The organism is Thermococcus aggregans, from assembly GCF_024022995.1.
In the GTDB taxonomy this organism is placed as follows: domain Archaea; phylum Methanobacteriota_B; class Thermococci; order Thermococcales; family Thermococcaceae; genus Thermococcus_A; species Thermococcus_A aggregans.
The window spans coordinates 1,090,747-1,112,861 of the sequence record NZ_CP099582.1 but is presented as its reverse complement, the minus strand read 5'-3'; the positions used below and the strand labels follow the sequence as shown (position 1 = coordinate 1,112,861).

At 47.0% G+C, this 22,115-nt stretch carries 17 protein-coding genes, 1 tRNA gene and 1 rRNA gene; 6 read left to right on the top strand and 13 right to left on the bottom strand.

The features are described 5' to 3' along the window. Positions 1-122: 122 nt before the first annotated feature. The 5 genes from NF865_RS06200 to NF865_RS06180 all read right to left on the bottom strand — a co-directional run bounded on the left by NF865_RS06200 (position 123) and on the right by NF865_RS06180 (position 4,184). Positions 123-199: transfer RNA gene (locus NF865_RS06200), tRNA-Ala, on the bottom strand. Positions 200-252: 53 nt separating this feature from the next. Further along, positions 253-1,738: ribosomal RNA gene (locus tag NF865_RS06195) — 16S ribosomal RNA — on the bottom strand. Positions 1,739-2,235: 497 nt separating this feature from the next. Continuing rightward, complete coding sequence (locus NF865_RS06190; RefSeq protein ID WP_253305588.1) at positions 2,236-3,090, bottom strand: ribose-phosphate diphosphokinase; 855 nt, start codon at positions 3,088-3,090, stop codon at positions 2,236-2,238. A gap of 45 nt (positions 3,091-3,135) precedes the next feature. Continuing rightward, a complete protein-coding gene (locus tag NF865_RS06185) occupies positions 3,136-3,834 on the bottom strand; it encodes a DUF1614 domain-containing protein (protein ID WP_253303906.1) in 699 nt (232 codons plus the stop codon). Then, on the bottom strand, positions 3,831-4,184 hold the full coding sequence (locus NF865_RS06180) for an ASCH domain-containing protein (protein WP_253303905.1): 354 nt from the start codon (positions 4,182-4,184) through the stop codon (positions 3,831-3,833). Before NF865_RS06180 ends, NF865_RS06185 begins: the two co-directional genes overlap by 4 nt. 101 nt (positions 4,185-4,285) lie before the next feature. Between NF865_RS06180 and NF865_RS06175 the strand changes: the two genes are divergently transcribed. After that, on the top strand, positions 4,286-4,924 hold the full coding sequence (locus tag NF865_RS06175; protein WP_253303904.1) for an MBL fold metallo-hydrolase: 639 nt from the start codon (positions 4,286-4,288) through the stop codon (positions 4,922-4,924). A gap of 11 nt (positions 4,925-4,935) precedes the next feature. Continuing rightward, the gene (gene radB / locus NF865_RS06170; RefSeq protein ID WP_253303903.1) at positions 4,936-5,637 is read left to right on the top strand and encodes a DNA repair and recombination protein RadB; all 702 of its coding nucleotides are present in this window, start codon (positions 4,936-4,938) and stop codon (positions 5,635-5,637) included. Here the strand turns inward: radB and NF865_RS06165 are convergent. Next, positions 5,597-7,012 (bottom strand): ribonuclease FAU-1 family protein, encoded by a 1,416-nt coding sequence (locus NF865_RS06165; protein WP_253303902.1) that lies wholly within the window; start codon positions 7,010-7,012, stop codon positions 5,597-5,599. The two genes, radB and NF865_RS06165, sit on opposite strands and share 41 nt — an antisense overlap. Further along, a complete protein-coding gene (locus tag NF865_RS06160) occupies positions 6,978-7,736 on the bottom strand; it encodes a hypothetical protein (RefSeq protein WP_253303901.1) in 759 nt (252 codons plus the stop codon). Before NF865_RS06160 ends, NF865_RS06165 begins: the two co-directional genes overlap by 35 nt. A gap of 128 nt (positions 7,737-7,864) precedes the next feature. Between NF865_RS06160 and moaA the strand changes: the two genes are divergently transcribed. Genes moaA through taw22 form a run of 3 tightly spaced genes read left to right on the top strand, consistent with a single transcriptional unit; the run spans position 7,865 to position 10,675 of the window. Next, a complete protein-coding gene (moaA, locus tag NF865_RS06155; protein WP_253303900.1) occupies positions 7,865-8,788 on the top strand; it encodes a GTP 3',8-cyclase MoaA in 924 nt (307 codons plus the stop codon). A gap of 44 nt (positions 8,789-8,832) precedes the next feature. Then, entirely contained in the window at positions 8,833-9,693 is an 861-nt protein-coding gene (locus NF865_RS06150; protein WP_253303899.1) for a DUF835 domain-containing protein, read from the top strand. Further along, entirely contained in the window at positions 9,665-10,675 is a 1,011-nt protein-coding gene (gene taw22, locus NF865_RS06145; RefSeq protein ID WP_253303898.1) for a tRNA (guanine(37)-N1)/4-demethylwyosine(37)-methyltransferase Taw22, read from the top strand. Before NF865_RS06150 ends, taw22 begins: the two co-directional genes overlap by 29 nt. A gap of 2 nt (positions 10,676-10,677) precedes the next feature. On the opposite strand, the gene NF865_RS06140 is transcribed toward taw22, so the two are convergent. The 3 genes from NF865_RS06140 to NF865_RS06130 all read right to left on the bottom strand — a co-directional run bounded on the left by NF865_RS06140 (position 10,678) and on the right by NF865_RS06130 (position 18,902). Further along, entirely contained in the window at positions 10,678-12,126 is a 1,449-nt protein-coding gene (locus NF865_RS06140) for a replication factor C large subunit (protein WP_253303897.1), read from the bottom strand. Between the two features lie 10 nt (positions 12,127-12,136). Then, entirely contained in the window at positions 12,137-17,887 is a 5,751-nt protein-coding gene (locus tag NF865_RS10500) for an LAGLIDADG family homing endonuclease (RefSeq protein ID WP_253305587.1), read from the bottom strand. A 143-nt stretch (positions 17,888-18,030) separates the two neighbouring features. Then, a protein-coding gene (locus NF865_RS06130) for an IS982 family transposase (RefSeq protein WP_253303896.1) occupies positions 18,031-18,902 on the bottom strand; the annotation gives its coding sequence in 2 pieces (ribosomal slippage) (positions 18,031-18,476 and positions 18,476-18,902; 873 coding nt in all). A 113-nt stretch (positions 18,903-19,015) separates the two neighbouring features. Here NF865_RS06130 and NF865_RS06125 point away from each other — a divergent pair. Next, positions 19,016-20,203: a glycine C-acetyltransferase gene (locus NF865_RS06125; protein WP_253303895.1), complete on the top strand. Its 1,188-nt coding sequence runs from the start codon at positions 19,016-19,018 to the stop codon at positions 20,201-20,203. A gap of 1 nt (position 20,204) precedes the next feature. On the opposite strand, the gene NF865_RS06120 is transcribed toward NF865_RS06125, so the two are convergent. From NF865_RS06120 to rimI, 3 genes are all read right to left on the bottom strand, one after another. After that, positions 20,205-20,969: a hypothetical protein gene (locus NF865_RS06120; protein ID WP_253303894.1), complete on the bottom strand. Its 765-nt coding sequence runs from the start codon at positions 20,967-20,969 to the stop codon at positions 20,205-20,207. An 81-nt stretch (positions 20,970-21,050) separates the two neighbouring features. Next, positions 21,051-21,578 carry a tRNA-intron lyase gene (endA, locus tag NF865_RS06115; protein ID WP_253303893.1) on the bottom strand — a complete coding sequence of 176 codons (528 nt, stop codon included), beginning with the start codon at positions 21,576-21,578 and terminating at the stop codon, positions 21,051-21,053. Next, complete coding sequence (rimI, locus tag NF865_RS06110) at positions 21,560-22,069, bottom strand: ribosomal protein S18-alanine N-acetyltransferase (protein WP_253303892.1); 510 nt, start codon at positions 22,067-22,069, stop codon at positions 21,560-21,562. The genes endA and rimI overlap by 19 nt, the downstream gene beginning before the upstream one ends. Positions 22,070-22,115: the final 46 nt, after the last annotated feature.

The following is a 22,115-nucleotide window of genomic DNA, read 5'->3' as shown; positions in this document are numbered from 1 at the left end:
TACTTGGGGGCTGGACATTTTTTGGGCCAAATCCGCCTATGCACGGTCCTCATCGTGACCCCCTATTCGGGGGTCTAGGACCCTTCCACCCCGAGCGTTTGCTCGGGATGTGCACCTTTTCGTGGTGGACCGGCCGGGATTTGAACCCGGGGCCTCCGGCTTGCAAAGCCGGCGCTCTCCCAGGCTGAGCTACCGGCCCACGAGAAGGCAGGCCCAACACCCCTTAAGCCCCCCGGATGGGTTTCCGGCGATAGGAGGTGATCGAGCCGTAGGTTCCCCTACGGCTACCTTGTTACGACTTCTCCCCCCTCACGGAGCCTGGACTCGACCCCGCCCAGAGGACGGAGCCTCATCCAGACCCCGCTCGGGTGGAGTGACGGGCGGTGTGTGCAAGGAGCAGGGACGTATTCGCCGCGCGATGATGACACGCGGGTACTAGGGATTCCAGCTTCACGCGGGCGAGTTGCAGCCCGCGATCCGAACTGAGGGCGGGTTTAGGGGATTACCTTCCCCTTTCGGGGTCGGATCCCATTGTCCCGCCCATTGTAGCGCGCGTGTAGCCCGGGGGTTTCGGGGCATACTGACCTACCGTCGCCCGCTCCTTCCTCCGGCTTATCGCCGGCAGTCCCCCCAGAGTGCCCCCTTCCCAACGGGAAGGGCTGGCAACTGGGGGCGCGGGTCTCGCTCGTTACCACACTTAAGTGGACGCCTCACGGTACGAGCTGACGGCGGCCATGCACCTCCTCTCGGCGTGTCCGGCAAGACCTTCAGCCTGGCCTTCATCCTGCCGTCGCCCCCGGTGAGGTTCCCGGCGTTGAATCCAATTAAACCGCACGCTCCACCCCTTGTAGTGCTCCCCCGCCAATTCCTTTAAGTTTCAGCCTTGCGGCCGTACTCCCCAGGCGGCGGGCTTAACGGCTTCCCTACGGCACCGGGCGAGCTCGAAGCTCGCCCGACACCTAGCCCGCATCCTTTACAGCCAGGACTACCCGGGTATCTAATCCGGTTTGCTCCCCTGGCCTTCGTCCCTCACCGTCGGACCCGTTCCAGCCGGGCGCCTTCGCCACTGGCGGTCCCCCTGGGATTATAGGATTTCACCCCTACCCCAGGGGTACCCCCGGCCTCTCCCGGTCCCAAGGCCCGCAGTATCCCCAGCAAGCCCCACGGTTGAGCCGTGGGATTTCGCCAGGGACTTACGGGCCCGGCTACGGACGCTTTAGGCCCAATAATAGCGGCCACCACTCGGGCCGCCGGTATTACCGCGGCGGCTGCCACCGGCCTTGCCCAGCCCTTATTCCCGGAGCTTTTTACACTCCGGAAAAGCCGTGGCGATGCCACGGCACTCGGGGTCCCCCCGTCGCGGTTTCCCGCATTGCGGAGGTTTCGCGCCTGCTGCGCCCCGTAGGGCCTGGACCCGTGTCTCAGTGTCCATCTCCGGGCTCCTGCTCTCACAGCCCGTACCGATCTTCGGCTTGGTGGGCCGTTACCCCACCAACTACCTAATCGGCCGCCGGCCCATCCTCGGGCGGGCAAAAGCCCCTTTCGGCCTGAGGACCTTCCAGTACCTCAGGCCTATGGGGGATTAGCCCCAGTTTCCCGGGGTTATCCCCCTCCCGAGGGTAGGTTACCGACGTGTTACTGAGCCGTCCGCCGGTGGTGTCCCAGAGGGACACCCCCTTGACTCGCATGGCTTAGTCGGACCCCGATAGCAGTGGCCTCCGGCAGGATCAACCGGAATTGCTATAGGAGTACGGCCGGTGGGACTCCCCTCAAAGGGGAGTACCATAAAACCCATCCGGGGTTTGGTCGGGGTGTTGGGCCTGCCTTACCCCCGAGGGGTCCGCCTTTCGGCGTTTCCTCGGGAGCGCACATTGTTGTGACCCGAGCTGGAGGGCGGGGTTCATCATGGGTGCTTTGCACCCTGTCCCCCCGACGCCGCCGTCTTGGCGCTCGGGTTTCGTTGCGCCCTGTTCGGGCGCTCCACCCTATAGCTCAAGACCCCCACAATGAAAAATTTTTGCAAAACCTTGAGAAGCCGTATTTTTAGAAAAGAAGCTGTTAAAAAAGAGTTTAACTTTGCCATATTTTAAACATTTGCATGTCAAAAAATTTTGCAATTAAACACACAGTACTAGAATTCCCCACTCCCAACCATGAAGCAACAAAAGGGCACCACCCATTGAGACAGTCTTGAGATCGTCCAAAATAAATAATGAGAAAAGCATTTGAAGACCTTTAAAGCGCCAGAATATCCTCAACAACGCTTATTTTCGAAACTGGAGTTGGGATAGTATTGGTCACAGCGAGTTCATCAACTACCTTGCTAACTCTTTCAATTGCCCCCTCAGCAAAGACTCCGTGGGTTGCAACAACAAATATTTTTCCAGCCCCCATTTCCCTAAGTATATTGGCTGCCTTTATCATTGTTCCTCCAGTACTTATGATGTCATCAACTATAAGCACATTCTTTCCTTTCACATCAACTTCCACTGGAGTCATCTGAACTTCCCTTGGAGAGATACGCTTCTTTTCGAAGTAGCTAAACTCCAAGTTGAGAAGCTCTGCAACGGCTTTTGCCCTCTCCAACGCACCCTTATCCGGAGCTAAAACCAATCCATCACCAAGCTTCTCCTTGAAGTACTCGGCTATAGCCCTGGCAGGGCTTAAGTTAACACTCTTCCCAGGGAAGTATTTCAGGGTTTCGGGGTTATGGAGGTCAAAGACGTAGAGTTCATCATAGTAAAGACCAAGCGCCTTCATAACTGCTCTAACGCTTATTGGTTCTCCATCTTTAGTTACTCTGTCCTGCCTTGAATAAGCCAAATACGGCACAACTGCCTTAAGATGTTCAAATCCCCTCTCTCTGAGGGCATCTCCTAGGAGGAGAAGCTCAATAAGGCGCTCATCTTGGGGGTTAAAGGTAGACTGAACAACAATGGCTTCTTTCCCCTCTCCGAGAACCCTCACGTACTTTTCTCCATCGGGGAACTTCTTTATCTCAACGTCTAATACCTCTTTGTTATAGTTGCCCGCTTTCATCTTGACTTCTTCCGCCATGTGATACGCTCCATTCCCCAGCACTATTTTCATCACTATCACCTCCAAAGAGAATAGGGCTAACGTTTAATATCTTTTTCATACCAGCAAGACCGCTATGATTCCAGCAAGAAAAATACCATCAAAAGTGCCAGCACCACCTATGCTAACCATTGGCGCTCCGAGATCCTTAAGTTTGTCCCAGTTCAACAGATCAGCCCCTATGAGAACGCCCATTGTACCGCTCGTATATGCCACTAGAGGCCTATTTGGAGCTCCTATAGTAAGAGCTAAGAGAGCAGCAACCAATGGAGGAATAAAAGTCGGGATTGCTATGCCTAATCCTTTCACAGGTCTTGAAAAAGCCTTGCTGATTATCGTTGAGATAAGAATGGCGATAGCCACTCTAATCAAAAGGTCATTCTGCTCAAGAATTATAAGCCTCAATATCTCATAAGAGACCACGCTAATTGGAACAAGGGCCCCTCCAACGTTAACACTGATTACCGTTTTTTGCTCACCCCAGTCAACATATGGAACGGGATAAGTGATGCCAAAAAACGACACTTTGGCAACCCTGACAATCGGCCCATAGCTTCTAATTTCCTTAATCGGAATGTTGATGAAGCTTCCTATTAATGACGCCCAGAACAACGTAAAAGCAACCGGAAGGGGAAGGCCCAGCTTTTGAAATGCCAGAGTTATTGTACTCGCAAAGAGTATGAAGATGAGCGGCAGCAGAAGGACTAAGAGAATCAAGAAGGGCAATGTCAGAGGGAGAAAAAAGTATTTCCTCACTCTTTAAACCCCCTAATGTTAACCCATATCTGAGCACCTTTGGGCATTATAACTTCCAAGGGTTTCTCAAATTTTACCGGATTTTTAAAGACCCACGCGTAGAGCTTTTTGCCGTTTGAATATTCCTTCAAGAAGTCATACTCGGCCATGTGCTTTTCCTTATAATCTTTTAATTCCTCGGGTGTGAAGGGACCCAAAACATCTACAAGTTCAGCTTTTCCTATTGCAAAACCTCTGTTTATAATGTAAACTTCTCCTCTAATCTTGGTGGAGCTTTTTCTAATCTCCCATTCTTTCTTCCCTTCCACAATCCATGAAGCAAATGGTTCTTTGACTATTAATCCCTTCATATGCCTTCAAATCGAAATAATGATAATTCCTTTATAAAACCAACGTTTGATGGGAAAGATTTAAGTGGAGTTTCAATCTATTATTCCCGGAGGCTACGCCCATGAAGATTATTTGGTATGGTCATGCGTGTTTTTGGATTGAAATAAATGGCGTGAAAATTCTGATAGATCCCTATGAATATGTCAACGATGATGCCATAGATGGCATCGACTACATATTAGTTACCCATGAACACATCGACCACTACGGCAAAACACCCCTTCTGGCGAGACTTAGGGACGCTACCGTTATAGGACCAAAGCCCGTTTATCTTATGGCAATAAGCGATGGAATAACTAAAGTCATGGAAATAGAGGGAGGTCAGGAGATAGAGCTTGAGAACGGGGTTAAAGTGAGGGCAATATTCGTGGAGCATCCCTCAAGTCAGTACCCGTTGGGATACACTATTTCCAATGAACGAAAGACACTTTTCCATCCTGGGGATACATATTACAGCCCAATTTTCAAGAATTTCCGGGGAAAGATAGATATCCTCTTCGTGCCAATAAGCGGAAGATCCACCGCGAACGTGAGGGAAGCAGCAAACATAGTTGAAGTAATTCGGCCGAAAATAGTAATACCGATGCACTACGGGGTTTACAGCGAGGGGAATGCTGAGGAGCTCATTAAAGAACTCAGAGAGAGAAGAATATGGGTTCTTGTAAAAGTTCCTGAAGTTGAAAAGCCCTTTGAAGTATAGCGGTGTGGATAATGCTGACCACCGGCAGTAAGAGCTTAGACGAATTACTTGGTGGGGGAATAGGTAGAGGAGTATTAACCCAGATATATGGCGCATTTGCTACCGGAAAAACCACCTTAGCAATGCAAGTGGGTCTTTTAAATGACGGAAAAGTCGCGTATATAGATACTGAAGGAGGGTTCTCTCCCGAGAGATTGGCCACTATGGCAGAGACAAGAGGATTGGATAAAGAAAGAACACTACAGAAATTTCTAGTGTTTGAATCGTTCGATTTCAAAGAGCAGAAGAAAACAATTTCAAGTCTTAAAAAGATCGTAAACGAAAAATTCTCCCTGATTGTTGTGGACTCAATAACCAACCATTACAGGATAGAGGAAAACAAAAGTGCAGTTACTACAGATCTCGGAAAACAACTCCAGATCCTGCTTTGGCTTGCGAGGAAGTATAATCTAGGGGTCATTATCATAAATCAGGTTTATTTTGACTCAAAGCACAACGTCCTAAAACCAATAGCAGAGCATACGCTGGGATATAAATGCAAGGACATCCTCAGATTGGAAAAGCTAAGAAATGGTTTTAGAATCGCAGTTTTAGAACGGCATAGGCTCAAACCAGAGGGGGGCATTGTTTACTTTAAAATAACGGATAAAGGGATAGAGGATGTGGAAAAAATTAAATCTTCTCAAAAAGCTCCTGAGTTAGTCTTACTATAGCCTTGTATAGCTTTTCGCTTATAACTCCATCCTCGTAGTGCCTCTTGAGCTCATCTTTGTCTATAATCTCCTTCTTTCCATCGGGCCACTTTACGATATCAAGCTCTAAATCAACGTATCTTGCCCTATCCGGGTATATCTCAACAGGAGTGCATATGTTGTAGTACTCTCCCTTCAAATTGCCCTCTCTATCGTAATAGCTGTGTTTAAACCACCATTTTCCTTCTTCAATCTCTGTTATTGAGTAATCGCCGGCCTCTATTGGTAAGTCCAAGCCATCGTAGAATCTACCGGGCTTCAGATTTCTTCTAATCTTCACCTTTAGCGGATTTAAGGAAACCTCAACAACTTCTCCTGGGCCTATTTTGATTATTTGGCCATCTGGCTTGACGTGTTCAAGTCTAAAAAGCCATCCTTTCTTTGGCCCTTTGTTATTAGTTAACGCCTCTAAAAAGCCTTCGCTAACTTTTCTTCTCTGAGAGGGGATTTTACTTAAAATTCCCTCCGCAATTTCAACGGCAAATCCAAATTCGGGATCATATGCCTTAAACTTGTGATGTCCCTCTATTGTGGGAGTTGCAGCATTTCTTATGTCATCAAGCTTTGCCTTTGCCGCGCCACCAAATTCAACTTCATAGATATCTCTGCCCTCGACTATTTGGACAGGAGCAGAGTATTTTTCTACCTCTTTCAGCTTTTCGGCAATCTTTGAAAGCTTTATTAGCTCATCTCTAAGAACATTCCATTCTTTATATGCAGCTGCAGTTCTCCACAAAACTCCCCATTCACCAAGATCAACACTTAGTCCAAGTATCCTAAGCCTTTCCCTCTCTGACTGATCCCTAATTTTCCTTGAGATTTTCACATGCCTCTGTGTCCCAACGGGTTTTGGGATAAGCACTGCATAATCGCCGGGTATAGTAAGTAAGACGCTCAAATGGGGGAGGAGGTTGTTCTTTTTGACCTGAACAAGCACTTCGTCTCCTTCAACAGCATCAGGGAATTCTTCAATTAGCAGTGTTCCTATTGCACTCCCTATATCCACATACACATACCTTTCATCCTTTTTAACAACAATACCTTTGTATATTCCATAAAGCTGGTAAGGCATCTTTCTAAAGAAAACATCCAAAAACTTCTCTTCAAAAACCTTTTTGACTTCTTCCACTTTTGTTCCAACTAGTATAACACCATGGGAGTCTTTTTTATCTTGTATATCCACATCGAACTCGTCATAGACTTTTTCAATGCCTAGCCTTTCAGCGATCTTTGGACTTGGCTGGCTTATCTTAAAGCCCTCGTCAAGGAGCAGCTTTGTCAAGGCAGTGCTGTATATCCCTCTAATCCTCACCGAAACCTCTGAGTTTGTAGACATATTCACCACCTCTTTCCCGTTTTTCCACAACACCAATGAGCGTCAAGCCTTCAAGGATTTTAGCGGCATGCTCTCTCTCGACTCCACTGTTACTTTCTACATTTCTCACTTCAACCCACAGCAACCCCTTTGAATGCCAATCTCTCAAGGCTTCTTCAACTTTATGCACCCACGAGGGACTGTTGTAGAGGTAGTGAATGAATGAAATTAAGAGTCCTAGTTTTTCATCCAAATCCTCTATTCTTTTTATTTTACCAACAACATTGGCTGGGGGTAGTTTCTTCTCTTCACTTATAAACATAAGCCCCTCAAGCTCCCCTATCAGCTTTTGAATTGTTTGAGTTATGGAATAGTCATACACCCTGTAGAACTGCAACAGCCTTTGAATAGACGCATTTATCCTGGCTTTTTCAGTAAAGCTAACTTTTGGACTTTCAACCAGAAGGAAAAGCTCTTCCAAACGAAATTTCATCTGATGCTCGTTTTTTTGAAGCTCTTTTGCGAGCCGCTCAAAATCTTCCCCCAAAAGGGGAGACATGTTTGCTATCCGAAATGCTACCTCAAATTTCTTTTCAACGATTTCATAAAGCTCGGATAGGATATTTTTTAACTCTTCAAAATTCCAAGATGATGAGAGCGAGTAAGCACGAAGAAAACACTTCTGAAAATCTTTGTGAAGAGCCTCAGCTTCTTTAACAAGCTCACGAATTTTATTTGTTTCCACTTGCTATCCCCCAAGGAATATATACTCCTCATTGTTCTTTTACTTTTCGCAGTCTTTGAGATTAACATAATTGTTTACCCAAAACCTTTTTTTAAAGCATTAACGTTTTAATTAGCAGAGGGGAGAGTATGGTTTTAGTAGATCGCTTTGGAAGACCTGTAACAAACCTGAGAATTTCTCTCACAAGCGAGTGCAACTTAAAATGCTTCTATTGTCACAGAGAAGGACAAGACTTCAGCTTTCGAGAGATGACGCCGGAAGAAATAGAAAGAATAGTTCGGATAGCATCAAAGCTCGGCATAAAAAAAGTCAAGCTAACCGGGGGAGAACCAACGATTCGAAAGGATATAGTGGAGATAGTGAGAAGAATAAGGCCCTATGTTGAAGACCTCTCCATGACCACCAACGGAACGACAATGAAGACACTGGCAGAGCCTTTAAAAGAAGCCGGGCTTGACAGAGTAAACATAAGCCTAGATACCCTTGACAGGAAAAAGTATAAAGAGATTACAGGATTTGACGTCCTTCCTCAAGTTCTTGAGGGAATTGAGAAAGCAATCAAACTTTTCCATCCAGTTAAGCTAAACATGGTTGTTATGAGAGGTCTTAATGATGATGAAATATGGGACATGATAAATTATGCCGCTCAGAAAAAGGCTATTCTCCAGCTTATTGAGATTGAAGTGCCAAGAGAAATGGAAAATTCATGGTTTTTCAAAAAATACTTTTACCCCTTAAAACCTCTGGAGGAGAAGTTTGAGGAACTTGCAGTAGAGATAAGGGAGAGAAAGATGCATAGAAGGAGAAAATATTTTATTCCAACGGAATACGGGATTGCTGAAGTTGAAGTCGTTAGGTCGATGCACAACACAGTTTTCTGCGCAAATTGTAATAGGATAAGGCTCACCTCAACGGGCCATTTAAAAACCTGTCTCTTGAGGAAAAATGATTTAATAGACATCGTAACCCCAATTAGGAACAACGCCTCCGATGAAGAACTTATCGAAATTTTCAAGAAGGCTGTTCTCATGAGGGAACCGTATTGGAAATGAAAAACATTTAAACATAATTGGATATATTACCCAATGGTGAAACAATGTACTTAGATCCCCTAGGAGTTCTAGCTGGGATTATCCTCACAATCATCGGGATAAACCTCATTAAGATAGCGTTAAATTACTGTGAGACCATTCAAGGGCCAGGAAAAAGACTAGCTAAAAACTTCGTAATATCCGCTTCCCTCTTTACCGCGGGCTCAATCGGAGTTATAATAGATTCTCTAACTAAAACCCCTCTCTGGATTATCATGGCAAGTTTCTACACCATCTCCTACCTGCTTTTGGTCTCTTCAGTCGGATTTTACCTCCGGGCTTTGAGTTCTCAAGAAGCGAGACCAAAACAACGCCACGAAAAAACTCCAACTTTACCAGTAACTGGAGCATACGCGTTTAAAAAGCCAGCAAGCCCCAAGACATTAGCATTTCTGTCAGAGATTTCAAGCGGACTACTCGTCGTGAGCAGAATGAGAAAAGAGTTTTGGATGGAGAAATACCACTTAGAGCCCGATGAATTCATATGGGTGAGCCGAATAGAGGAAAAGAACGCAATAGACCCTACAAAACTCCACGTGCTTCAAGATGCCATTGTCAAGTTTTTGCGGGAGAAGAGTGGAAAGGCAGTCGTGTACTTCGAGGGTGTTGAGTACCTCATCCTTTACAATGATTTTCCCTCGGTTGCAAAGTTTTTGTTCTCGCTAAAAGATCACGTAATTTCCAATGAGTCACTGCTTATTTTGTACTTCCCACCGGGTGTTTTGGACAAGCCTCAGAAAAACGTGCTTTTGAAAGAGTTTGAAGAAAAGAATGAAAAAGACCTCATCGAAGAAATCACACAAAAAATGATTACAACCTTAATAGAGGGAGGGAAGCATGGCAGCAGTCAGGGTAAAGAAAATTGAAGCAGAGAAAGCTAAGAGAATTCTTAAGCGGGAAGGAATCTATGACGGAAAAAGAAGACCAAGGAGGGATAAAGAACACATCCTCTTGCCAATAACAGATCCGGAGAAAGCCCAGAGTCTGGGATTCGAGGTTGTGGATGTTGAACTCCCTCTTAGGCCAGAAAGACAGATTTACAAGAACCTTGAGAGCATTTTGAAGGAGAAGTTCACAGAAGAGGAACTAAACTTTCTCAGGCGTTATGACGTTATAGGAGATATTGCCGTAATTCAAATCCCTCCTGAGATAGAGCACAGAGAAAGGGATATAGTTGACGCCTTGCTCAAGGTGCACCCGTTTCTAAAGGTAATAGCTAAAAAAGGGTTCCACAGGGGCACTTTCAGAATAAGGGAATATTCAATAATATGGGGGGAAAGAAGACTCACGACGGTGCACAAGGAGAACGGCGTAGATATTAAGGTTGACTTAAGTAAGGTCTTTTTCAACCCCCGAATGAAAGGAGAACGCTATAGACTAGCCCGGCTCGTGAATGATGGAGAAAAGATCCTCCTCATGTTTGCCGGCATTTTGCCATATGCACTTGTAATTGCTAGATATAAAGCCGCAGAAATAACCGCCGTGGAATTAAACGAATACGCAGTAAAGCTAGGCCTTGAGAACATAGAAATGAACAAGAAAAAGCTTAAGGGCAGCATAAGGGTTATTCAGGGGGATGTATTTGAAGTCGTGCCTAGGCTTGGAACCTTTGACAGAGTTATAAGCCCGACTCCAAAAGGCGTCGATGCCCTCAGATTGGCAATTGAAAAAGCCGAAAAATGGGTTCACTATTACGACTTTATTCACGAGAACAAGCTCAAGGAATTTGAAGAGAGAATTATCAAGGAGTGCAGAGAACTCGGAAAGGAGTGCGAGATAAAAATAAAGAAGGTCTCGGACTACAAGCCTCATGTATTTAAGGTCTGCGCGGACATTAGGCTTTTCTAGGCTCACTTCTTCTTTATGAAGTCAAATAGGGTGGCCTGTTTGGGCTTCTTTCCTTTTTCCTCCTTTGCGGGCTGCTCTTCCTCTTTGACTTCTTCCTCTTTTTCCTCGGTTTCTTCCTCCTCAAGTTCCTCTTCAACTTCTTCCTCTTCTGCAGCCTCTTCCACAGCTTCAGCTTCTTCAATTCTCACTTCAAGCTCTGTTTTCGTTTCCTTTAGTTTTCTATGGATAGATAGCATCTTCCCTTTGATCTTTGCTGCCTTTTCTTTATCCCCGGTAAGAAACTCAATCTCCTTGTCGCCAAGATCCAAGAAAACCGCTATATGGGCGGCAACATCTAAGTTGTTGGCAAAGATAGCTCGGAATATCTGCATTGTTTCAATGGCCTCAAGCTTGCTCATGTGCATCTCCTTCATTATTTTCCTAACTATAGACTCCCTGATAGAGCGCTCTTCCTTAGTATCTCGAAGCATTTTAAGAGTTTTTGGGGGATAAAAGCGTATAAATCCCTTTTTCTTTACTCCCGAAACAGCAACTCCTGCAGTCATCATGTCTATTGCATACTTCCACAGCCCGTAGTTTCCTGTTCTTGTTGCCCTCCCCAAGTATATATCAGCCCTGCTTATGGCCTCATACGCCCTCGCAATATCCTCTGGCTTGTAGTACACATAGGGAATGTTTTCCTCAATCCAAAGAAGAACCTCGTCTGGGGTGTTGTCAAGGTTCATAAGGGCCATTTTTGCCCTTTTTGCATTGTCTGAAGCAAATATCATTCCAAGGGCTTCAAAGATAGATTTTTCAACATCTCTATACGCCAGAACAAGCTCGGCATCTTCCGTCCCACCACTTACGAGATTTTGGAGATCATTTATTGCAGCTCTCAAGTCTCCTCTAGCCCTTTTTGCAATTTCCACTAGAACTTCCTTAGGAACAAAAACACCCTCTGATTTTACAATCCTAAAGAGCGCCTTTAAAATATCCCTCTGGCCTAAACGCTTGTATTCCACGATTTCCGCTTTATTTCTTATTTCCAAAGGTACTTCCCAGTACTTGTTGGCTGACATTATTATGGGGTTCCTTGCTTTGTCTATGAGCTTTGCTATCTCCTTTGCTCCCGAAGGCTCTATGTTATCGGCTTCATCAAGGAAGATCAGCTTTCTTCTCCTTCCAAAGACATCCATTGTATATGCAGCGTTAAGATAGCGCTCTATTTTCCCGAAAGTTCTCTCATCACTTGCGTTGAGTTCAATTACTTCAAACTTATACTCATTGGCCAGTGCATAGACGGTCGTGGTCTTTCCGCTACCGGGGGGACCGGCAAGGAGGAGGGCTTTTTTCTTGGGGATTCCATGAAACCAGCTTTCAATCCATGCCTTAACCTTTTCCAATGCCTTCTCCTGATTTACTATATCCACAAGCCTTTTTGGCCTGTATTTTTCAACCCATGGCAGCATTTGGGCTCACCTAATCCTTGCCAAGCAGGGTAAACTGGGCGAGCAACGCTTCAAGCTGAATCATTTCATTTGCTCCTTCAACAAGCCTGAAATTGTACTCTCCGATTTTATCTGCTAAGGCAACCTTCTTTGGTTCGCTTATTGGAAGGTTAAACACCTCTTTGTGCATCTGTATAAGGACATCCTCTCCGCTCAATCCTTGTTTAAGAAGAATTTCTCTGAGCTTCTCCCTAGCCTTGAGGAAGTTCCCTTCCAACGCTAGGAGCATCATTTCCCTAACGTCTTCTGGCCTAGCCCTGCTTGCAACTAAAAACACGTTCTCATCTGTTATCTTGGTATCAAGGGCCGCTGCCGCCTGCAGAACGTTTATTGCTCTCCTTAAATCTCCCTCAGCCACATAGAGTATCGCTTGAAGACCCTCCTCGGTCAGCTCAAGCCCCTCGGTTTCAGCTATGTATTTCAATCTCTTTGCAACATCCTCATCTTTTAGCGGCCTAAAGCGGAATATTGCACATCTCGATTGTATGGGTTCGATTATCTTTGAGGAGTAATTGCAGTTGTGGCTTACGAGTCCGTTGGAGAGAAAGCTGTGATCCCTCGCGCACGTCACGTCATAGACGTCGAGGTAGCCGAGCTTTTCCTTCTTAATAATCCTCTCAACAACGTAGCCCTCGAAAACTCTCTCCCTCACAAACTTCTCGAACGTCATAAAGTCCCTCGTGAGACCTAATGGAATGCCCCTGAGCCTGTTTACGACGAAGTCCCTCTTAACGCCGAGAACCCTAGCGGCCTGGGTCGGGTTGGTCGCTCTCGCCAGCTCTATTGCCCTCTCCGCAATCTCCGGGAGGATTAGCTCCTTGTAGGTCAGCTTGATTCTAAGGTACTCGCCAACGAGCCTCGCGTAACTGTCCTTGGCGTAGGCATAGCCGACCCTTGTGAGGAAGCGGAGGTAGTTGGCGTCGTTTGGTGTAACGACGAGGCAGACAACAAACCTGTCCTTCCTCCCGGCGGGGGAGACCACAATCCTTGAATCAACTTCGAACTCCCTGAGGAGCTCGGCAACTTCGTTGAAGAACTCGGTGGTTCTTTTGAGACTCTCCACTGAGGCATACATCTCAAGCTTGACGCCGTTGAAGTTGTAGCGCTCCCCGCTCGGCTTTGTTCCATCAGCTCCAAAGAGGCCGCGCAGGAACTCCCTCTTGACGAATAGGTTGCCCCTCTTAATCCACTCTGGAACAACGTAACCCTTCACGGTCTTGTTACCGACTTCGACTCCCCAGAAGCGCATGAGGGCGCGAAATGCCGAGCTGTCCACGTAGAGCATGTGTATTTTGCCCTCGACCTTTCTTCCGCGGATTTCCGAGCTGGTCTCGCGCTCGATTATCTCTGAAGGCTTAAGACCAAGCCTCTTCAGGTCTTCAGCGAGCGCTTCGAGCTCCTCCTTGCTTGAGTTGAACCAAATTCTTACTCCTCTCTTCGCCAGGTGACCGTCGCCGAGGAGGAAACCGAGAACCCTCGCAAGGACTCCAGCTTTTTCGTCGTCGTAGCGGACGAGCCACTTCTCCTTAACCTCTCGTAGGATGTTGTAAGCTACTCCGCTTATCTCTCCGTTGAGGAGCTTTCTGACAGTGGTGTAGCTTACATAAACCCCGAACTCTTCCTCGATAACCCTTTTCACGTCCATGGCATTCCTTAGAGGTTTGCCCTCACGTACCTTTCTGACGAACTGCTTTTTGCCCTCAATCCTCCTCTCGACGTAGCCCTTCTCCTCAAGACTCTGGAGGAGCTGGTTGAGCCTCACCCTTGAGAGGTCAACCTTCTCTTGGAGCTTCCTTCTTGAAATCCAGTCCCCTGGAATCTCGCTCAGGATTTCAGCTTCCCTTTCCGTCAGCCCGTTCTCCATCTCCGCTTTGAGCTCAAGAACCCTCGCGAGAACTCTCTCCTTGTCCCTCGTTAAGAGCTCGCGGAAGGTCTTCGCCTCACCGAGCGGTTTGAGTCCGTGTTCACGCTCAATTTCCTCAAGGAAGCGGTAGAACTCGTGGAGGTTTATTATCGGCCTCGGATCCGGCTCGTAGGGAGTGCCCTCAAGCGTCGGCCTGACGAGAACTTCCGAACCCTCTCTAAGGTCGTACGTTTGAACCCAGCCCGCTGGAGTCAGGAACATGTGGTCTCCGGTTGCCTCAATTACCCTTCCGCTCTCAAGGGTCAGCCTGAAGACCGGGTGGCCGACTATCCTTGAGTTAAACGCGACGGCCGCGATAACGGTGTCCCTTCCGACCCTGTTGCCCACCTCCTTGAGGAGGCCCTCTTCGAAGTGCTTCATAAAGTCCCTTATCCTAACCTCTCTCTCGTCAGGTGTGTAGATTTTTGTGTCCCCAGTGACGCAGCTCAGGATAAATCTAACGTTGTTCGAGAACATCTCCATAGTTCTTCTCAGGGCCTGCTGGGCGTCCTGGGTTAGAGCGTCCGCCTCGTCGAGGAAGATTATCTTAAAGCTCGTTCCTCCTATCGGTTTTGTCCTTGCAAATTCCTTCACCTTCTCCCTAATCACGTTTATTCCGCGCTCATCAGAGTTATGGAGCAGAACTGGGAGTTCTCCAGCAAAAAACATCTCGTTGCCTGGAACGCTAACGTCGTAGACGAAGTCATTGTACTCAATGAGCTCAACCTTCCTAACCAAAAGGGCGTGCAAATCCGTGTTGACGAGCTTCTTCAGCGTTTCGAGGATTCTCTTGCCCTTCCCATCCAGCTTCTCCTCGTTTACCATCTCTATGACCTTCCTCAAAGTCGCCTTTCTGACACGTTTTTTGCCCTCGTAGAGCTGGTGCCTGAACTCGTAGCGCCAGTTGCCCTCGATGGCGTTCTCTATCGCCATGAGCATCTTAACTATTGGCCCAGCCGGGAGGAGCTCAGCCTTGCTCCACTTCATTCCACCCTTCCAGATGAGCCTCACCTCCCTCTCGAAGAGGCTTGCCTCTATACCCGAAACCCTCGCGAGCCAGACGGTGTCTATGAGTAAATCCCTTGAAACTGAGGAAACCCTGACTACTTCGCCCCACTCTCCACTTCCGTCGCCGTCGGCGAGTCCTCTAAGGAATGCTATCCTCTCCTGAACCGGGAACTCGAAGACGAAGCCCGGAATCCTCTTGTTCATTGCCCTCCTGCCGCTCCCGTCGTAGAAGCTCTCCTCGAAGAACTTGGCCAACTGAGTGTTGAGGAACCTGAGCTGGTGCGCGCTCTTCCTTGAGCGGTCGAAGGCGGAACCAACGTCGTTCTCGTAGAAGCTCACCCCAAGGTTCTCGGCAAATGCCCTAACGCGGTTTATCAGCTCGTCTTCGTGATTTCCGAGGGTGTAGATGACCTGACCGGAGGTGTTGCCCCTGAAGCCTACGGCACCTTCAGCGGCGTAAAGGCCGAGCATGTAGGAGAGCTCCTCACTGACGGGAAGCCCATCAAAGGTTCTCGTCCTCGCGCTCTCCTTAATCCTGTACCCACTCAGGTCAAGGACATCGAGAAGGCCTTCAAGGTTTGCGGTAAAGCTGAGAAGAATTGATCCTTCGTTCAACTCGCTAGCCTTTACTGTTTCAAGTCCGTTCTCGGTGAGCACCATGACCGAGTGGTTCCCGGTCAGTTCGAGCTTTCCGCCGCCTTCGAGGTGAACGCGGAGTATAACGGGGACGCGGTGGCGGATTATCTTGCTTACACGAGCCCATCTAACGCGGTAGTTTTCGTCAACCGTGAGAACCTCAAGGTTGGGTGCATCTTTGTAGGCGACATCGCCATCGCTTTCGTCGAAGTAAAGCTTATCAAGCTCGGCAAAGGTTGTCCTCATAACCCGACCGTTGATTCTCACAAGTATTGGAGTATCCTTGGAGACCGAGGCGTTCAACTCTAAGAAGTTGTGACGCCAGTTTTCGCCAAATAGCTCCCGTGAAAGGGCCAGTGCGGCTGTTGTGTTGTGGAGAACCGTCGGAAGGTTACCGCCGATGAAATTGTGATAGTTAGGAACGTGAAGGTCGTAGATTACGAAGTCGCCCTTAAGCTTCTCAACCTCGACTATCTCGTCCCAGAAGAGCTCGTTCTGGGCGAGGAAGATGAGGTAAGCGACGCCCCTCTTGAGCTTTTCGTCGTTGAGTATCTCCCTCAAAAGCTTTAGCTCGGCCTTTCTAATCTCCTCAAGAACCTCTATCTTCTCGGTGTTGCTCTCAAGGACTATTCTGACGCTTGAGTTCCATGTCCCGATAAGTCTCCCAATCTCGGCGTAGCTGGAGTACTTCCTCACGAAGGTGCGCATGACCTCTATCGTTTCCTCAAGCTCAATGCCCAGTGCTTTGGCAATCTTGAGGTAGTTCCTCAAGCTGGGTTTCCTCTTGCCTTTGATGTACTCAAGAAGTCTGTCGGCCCTTATTCCCGTCGCCTCCGCGATTTCCTTCCTTCTCCTAGCGACCTCGTTCCAGTCTATGAAGATGCTCCTCGACAGGGCCTTCTCAAGCTTCTCCAGCTCGTCGAGGCTGTGGTAAATTTCCTTCATGAGCTCCCAGGCTATCCTCTTAGCCTTCTCCGGGCTCCACCGGGCCTTGTCGTCCGAGAAGTTCAGCTTAAGCCTGTCCCTGACGTAGGAAATCAGCTCCCTATCGGCGTAGAGCGAGCCAACATTGGGGTTTGGCTTCTTGACGAGGGCTTCTGCCTTCCTCTTTTTCTCTTCAACCGAGAAGCCAACCTCGGAGAGGAAGCGCGATATGTTCTCGGAGCCCGAGATAACGACGTAGTAGTAGGTGCGCCCCTTGACAGCTTTGCTCCTCACTTTGGCGACCACTCCAAGCCCTGCCAAGGCATAAGAGACCTGCTCCGCCATTTCCCTGCTCGCGGTTGAGAGGACTATCCCATTGTGCTCAACGCCCGCGTCGCAGTCAAAGTATGCCCTCAGGAAAGAGCGAAGACCTTTCCATGCCTGCGCGGGTATGTAAACCATCTCCGCCTTTTTGCCGGCGAGATCAAGGCTTTTAACGAGCTCTTTGGCCATCTTCGAGTTCACATAAACATCAGGCGCGCGATTCTCGTGGATTCTCTCCTTAATCCTCGCATCAGAGAAAAGCTTCTCAGTGAGCTTCATGAAGCGCTTTCTGAGCCTCTCGTCCGTGTTCGTGAAGGTTATGATGTTGCCCTGAGCATCGGCGTGACCATCGCCGATGAAGTAGCCGAGCCACTCAGCTAAGGGATCTTCATCGAGAACCGCCGGAAGAAAGCGCGGAACGGCAAGCCTATCTCCGGGCTTAAGCTCCTCCGCCTTAACCCACTCTATCCTTCCGTCTTTTCTATTCACAAGAAGCGGGTGATATGGGGTGACCTTAAGCTCCCTGCCGAGCCTCGTCCTTATCCTGACGAGCTCATCTGTCCTGTCCTTATAAACGTACTCAACGGGCAACTCCATAAGTTTGCCGTCCTCGTCAACGCCAAAAACCCTCAGACCATCAACCGGGGTGATACCAAACCTGCCTTTGCTTATTCTCTCCACAAGCTCCCCGATGGTTGTTAGCTCACCGTTAACAATGACCTTCGCATCTCCCGTGAGGCACTTCCCGACGCCGGGCGGCCCTGCGAAGAGAAGATGTGGCATTGAACCCGTCTTAACGTAATGCTTAAGTCTCTTTACTATGTGATCCTGCCCTACGATGTCATCAAGCCTCTCAGGTCTATACTTCTCAACCCACGGTTTTTCAAGGATTTTAACTTCCTTAACCTCTTTTGCTTCCTCAGCCATTGCAACCACCTATTATCATAACCTAAATCCTTTATAATCACCAGAATATTTAAACTCTTTGGAGCTCCTTAAGGAGCCCCCGCAAAACTTCATCAAAAGGCGCAGGTTACTGACTTATTCTCTTCCCCGTTAAGATTCTAACCCTAGTTCCCACCACCCGTGAAGTTGTATAATCTATCCAGATTCACAGCCAGAATTGCTCCCAAAATCCTGACAATCAAACCCCTCAAACTAACAGTCCAACTAGGTCTTAACAGGAAAGCATCCAGCTTAGAAAACAGAGTCTCAACCCTCCTCCTGAAATCAGACAAGTACTTGTAAAACTTCTTCTCCTCCAGATTACTAATCTGATTCTCCCGCTTCACTGGCGTGTAAACAACCCCAAACCGCCGGAACTCCTCATGAAGTTCCCCACTCACGTAACCCTTATCCAAAAACAGGAAACAACCGGTGAACTTTTCAACAATCCACCCGAAATTCTCCCAAACCACCGTGACATCATGCTTACTCGCCGGATCAACGGACAATAAAGCCAGCAAATTCCCATCAGAATAACACGTCAGTTTGTACCCGTAATAGAACTTTTTTTAGAAGGGATAAAACCAACAGCAGGTTTTTCAGTTATGATTTCTGAAGAGCATCTCTTCTCCTTTCTGTTTTTTCTCGCCAGCTCTTTTGTTGGGACGGGTTTTGAGTCGATTATCCTGACGTATTCTCTAGCGTGTTTTCTGAACAATTCTTCCTGAGCTAGGAGCAGGAGTTTCTCGTGCCTGTTTAAGCGTTCTGTCAGTTTGTTGTACCTGATTTTTGGGAACAGTTTCATTTCTTCAATTAGAACTCTGTAAGCGTGCTTGTAAACTCCGTTAAAGTGTAAGTGTGCCAGTATTGCGAATGTTATCAGGTCGTAGAGGCTGATCACTTCTCTGTGAGTGTTTTTTGGATAGTGTTTTCTGATTATTGGGTAAATTTCAGATTTTATGAGCAGGATTTCTTCCTGAAAGTTCATAACAACCACCAATCAACCAAAAATTTAAGAACTTATAACTCTAACGATCCGATGGGAACTAGGGTGATTCTATGAAAAACTTTTATAGGCATGAAACGTCAACATTATACTTGGTGGTACCCATGGCAAAGCTTGACTGGATTACCGAAGAACTTAATGAGCTCAAAGAAAAAGGCCTCTATGTTAAGATTAGAGTTCTCCAAAGTGCTCAAGGCCCCTGGGTGGTTGTTGATGGAAAGAAAGTTCTAAACATGTGCTCTAACAACTATCTTGGTTTGGCAGCGCATCCAAAAATTAAGGAGGCAGCGATAAGGGCTATTCTTGACTACGGTGTTGGAGCCGGGGCCGTTAGAACTATAGCTGGAACAATGGAGCTTCACGTGGAGCTTGAGGAGAAGCTTGCAAAGTTTAAGAAGAGGGAAGCCGCTATTCTCTTCCAGAGCGGTTACAACGCAAATCTTGGGGCAATAAGCACCCTCATAAAGAAGGGTGAAGATGGGGTTTTTGTCAGTGAAGAATTAAACCACGCAAGCATTATTGATGGTATGCGCTTGAGCGGTGCGCCAAAAGTTATTTACAAGCACCTCGACATGGAAGACCTCAAGAAGAAGCTTGAAGAAGTCAAAGACAAGAAAAAGAAGCTCATTGTCACAGATGGCGTATTTAGCATGGACGGTGACCTCGCCCCACTCCCAGAGATCGCTGAGCTGGCAGAGCAATACGATGCAATGGTGTATGTTGATGACGCCCATGGTGAGGGCGTTTTAGGGGAACACGGAAGGGGTATAGTAGATCACTTCAAGCTGCATAATAGGGTAGATTTTGAAATGGGAACCCTAAGCAAGGCGTTTGGTGTCATTGGTGGATATGTAGCTGGTCCCGAGGAAGCTATAGACTATCTAAGACAAAGAGGAAGACCGTTCTTGTTCTCCTCCGCCTTGAATCCACCTGATGTTGCAGCCGCAATAGCCTCCGTTGAAATACTCCAGAAGAGTGATGAGCTCGTTAAGAAGCTTTGGGACAACACTCATTTCCTCCAAAAGGGTCTTAGAGACCTTGGTTACGACTTAGGAAACACTAAGCACCCGATTACACCGGTAATGCTCTATGACGAAAAGCTTGCCCAAGAGTTCTCAAGAAGACTTTACGATGAGTACAACATCTTTGCCCAGGCTATAGTTTACCCAACAGTTCCTCTCGGTACGGCAAGGATAAGGCTTGAGCCTTCAGCAGCCCACACCAAGGAAGACCTGCAGTATGTAATCGACGCCTTCGAGGATCTCGGAAAGAAGACCGGCTTCTTGAAGTGATCTAATCTTTTTCTTTTCTACATATCGCTCTTACAAATGCCATCTCGGGGACTGAGAGTGGGAATTTCTCCCCTTTTGCTTCTATAATTACCTTCGGCTTAAACACTAGGCCGTCAATTTCTTCTCCTATCTCAATGTAGATCACCAACGTCCTTTTTGAGTTAGGAGGCAGAGTTTTTGGAAGCTCAGTAACTTCTGAAGGAACTTCAAAGATGCTCCCATTATAAAATCCAAAGCTAAGAATCTTAACGCCTTTAACTGGGAAAAATACATCCTTGAGTTCAATTGTTTCGTTTGTGGGGTTTATGATTTCTACTTTGTAGGGGATTATGTAGCTCCCGTTCACAAACAGTGCTGTGGAAGTCGTAGCATTTTCAGTAATTTCTAGCGGGTAACTTTCTCCAAATTCAACCTTCACGTTAACTTTGGATTGGGCTGTTCTTTTCGAGTTTTCGGGAATAGCCAACAGTATCCCCTCCAGATCTCCTTTTGGCTCAAGCTTTAGCTCGCCATACATCTCACCCACTTCTAGTTCTGCATCTCCTGGAATAAGCTCTTTTTTGACATCTTCAAACTTTATAAGGACTTTTTCTGAGTCGTTGAGACACCACACTACTTCAATCGTTAGCTGCTCGTTAGAAGTTAGATAGGCATAACCAACTATCGAAGAAGGGTTTAGCGGAGAATACTCTTCTTCGGGTGTTGGGAGCAAGTAAGCCAGAAAAATTAACACTAAGATAAGAGCTAACGGAATCAGCTTTTTCATAAACCGCCCCCCAGAGATAATAAGAATTCGAAATTTAAAAGATTTGTTTTAATTTAACCCATCCAAGTAAAATTAACGTGTCTAAAACTTTATCCGCTCAACTTTATAATAGACAACATCGTTGTCATCATCAACTACTGCCAAAACCATCTTTTTCCTAACCCCATGGGCAACCCTAACTCTGGCCGTTAAATCGTTTGGATACAGCTTTTGAGACTCGCTAACCACCCATATTAACCAATCAGCGTGCTCCTCCATTCCTTTGCGATACACTCTAAAGTGGGAGCCGTACTTAAGGGCGGTCTTTACTGTATAACCCCTATCCCTAAGATCCTTGTAAACCAGAAACTTTAAGTCGAACTGCTCATCTTTTTTCCTTCCGATTTCAAAAATATCCTCAACACTGAGCTCTCTGTCATTGTCAAACACTTTGATCCAGCCTTTGTCCAGAAGGTAAGCGGCCTCGACCAATGATAGGAAGAGCCTCCCGTTTATAACTTCTCCGTAATGCCTCTTGTTGTATAGCTTGTTTATCGCACTCTCCATTGTGCTGAAAACCCTATCTCCGCTCAGGTAAAATTTAAACTCGCTCAACTCCTGCCACCCCATTCATCTGGTGTGAGGACCATGTAGTATGCGTCTTCGCCATCGGAATAGTAGCCTTTTATGATTTTCATCTTCTTAAAGCCCAGCTTTTCGTAGAGCTTTATTGCCCTCTCATTGCTGACCCTAACTTCAAGTCCTATATACCTAGCACCACGCTTTATTAACCTGTCTATAACGGCCTCCATCAAAGCCTTGCCTATCCCGTTTCCCCTATAAAGCGGATCGACTGCAATGCTCATTATATGCCCTTCCCCGTCGGGCCTTAAATAGCCCATAACATAGCCCACTACCTTCCCGTTGTATTCAGCCACAAGAAATGTTTCTGGATTTGTCTCAAGAAACATCAGAAACAAGCCTCTCGGATACTGCTCTCTAAAGGACTGTCTTTCAATGCGCATGATCTCACTTAGATCAAAGAGGGCAGCAGGTCTGATAGTAACAAAGCTTAGAGGGATTTTTCTTGGAAAGGAACTATCTCTCGAAGACAGGCTCATATTAAAACATTCGCTCGATAGTTTTTAACCTTATTGATTTAAAAGG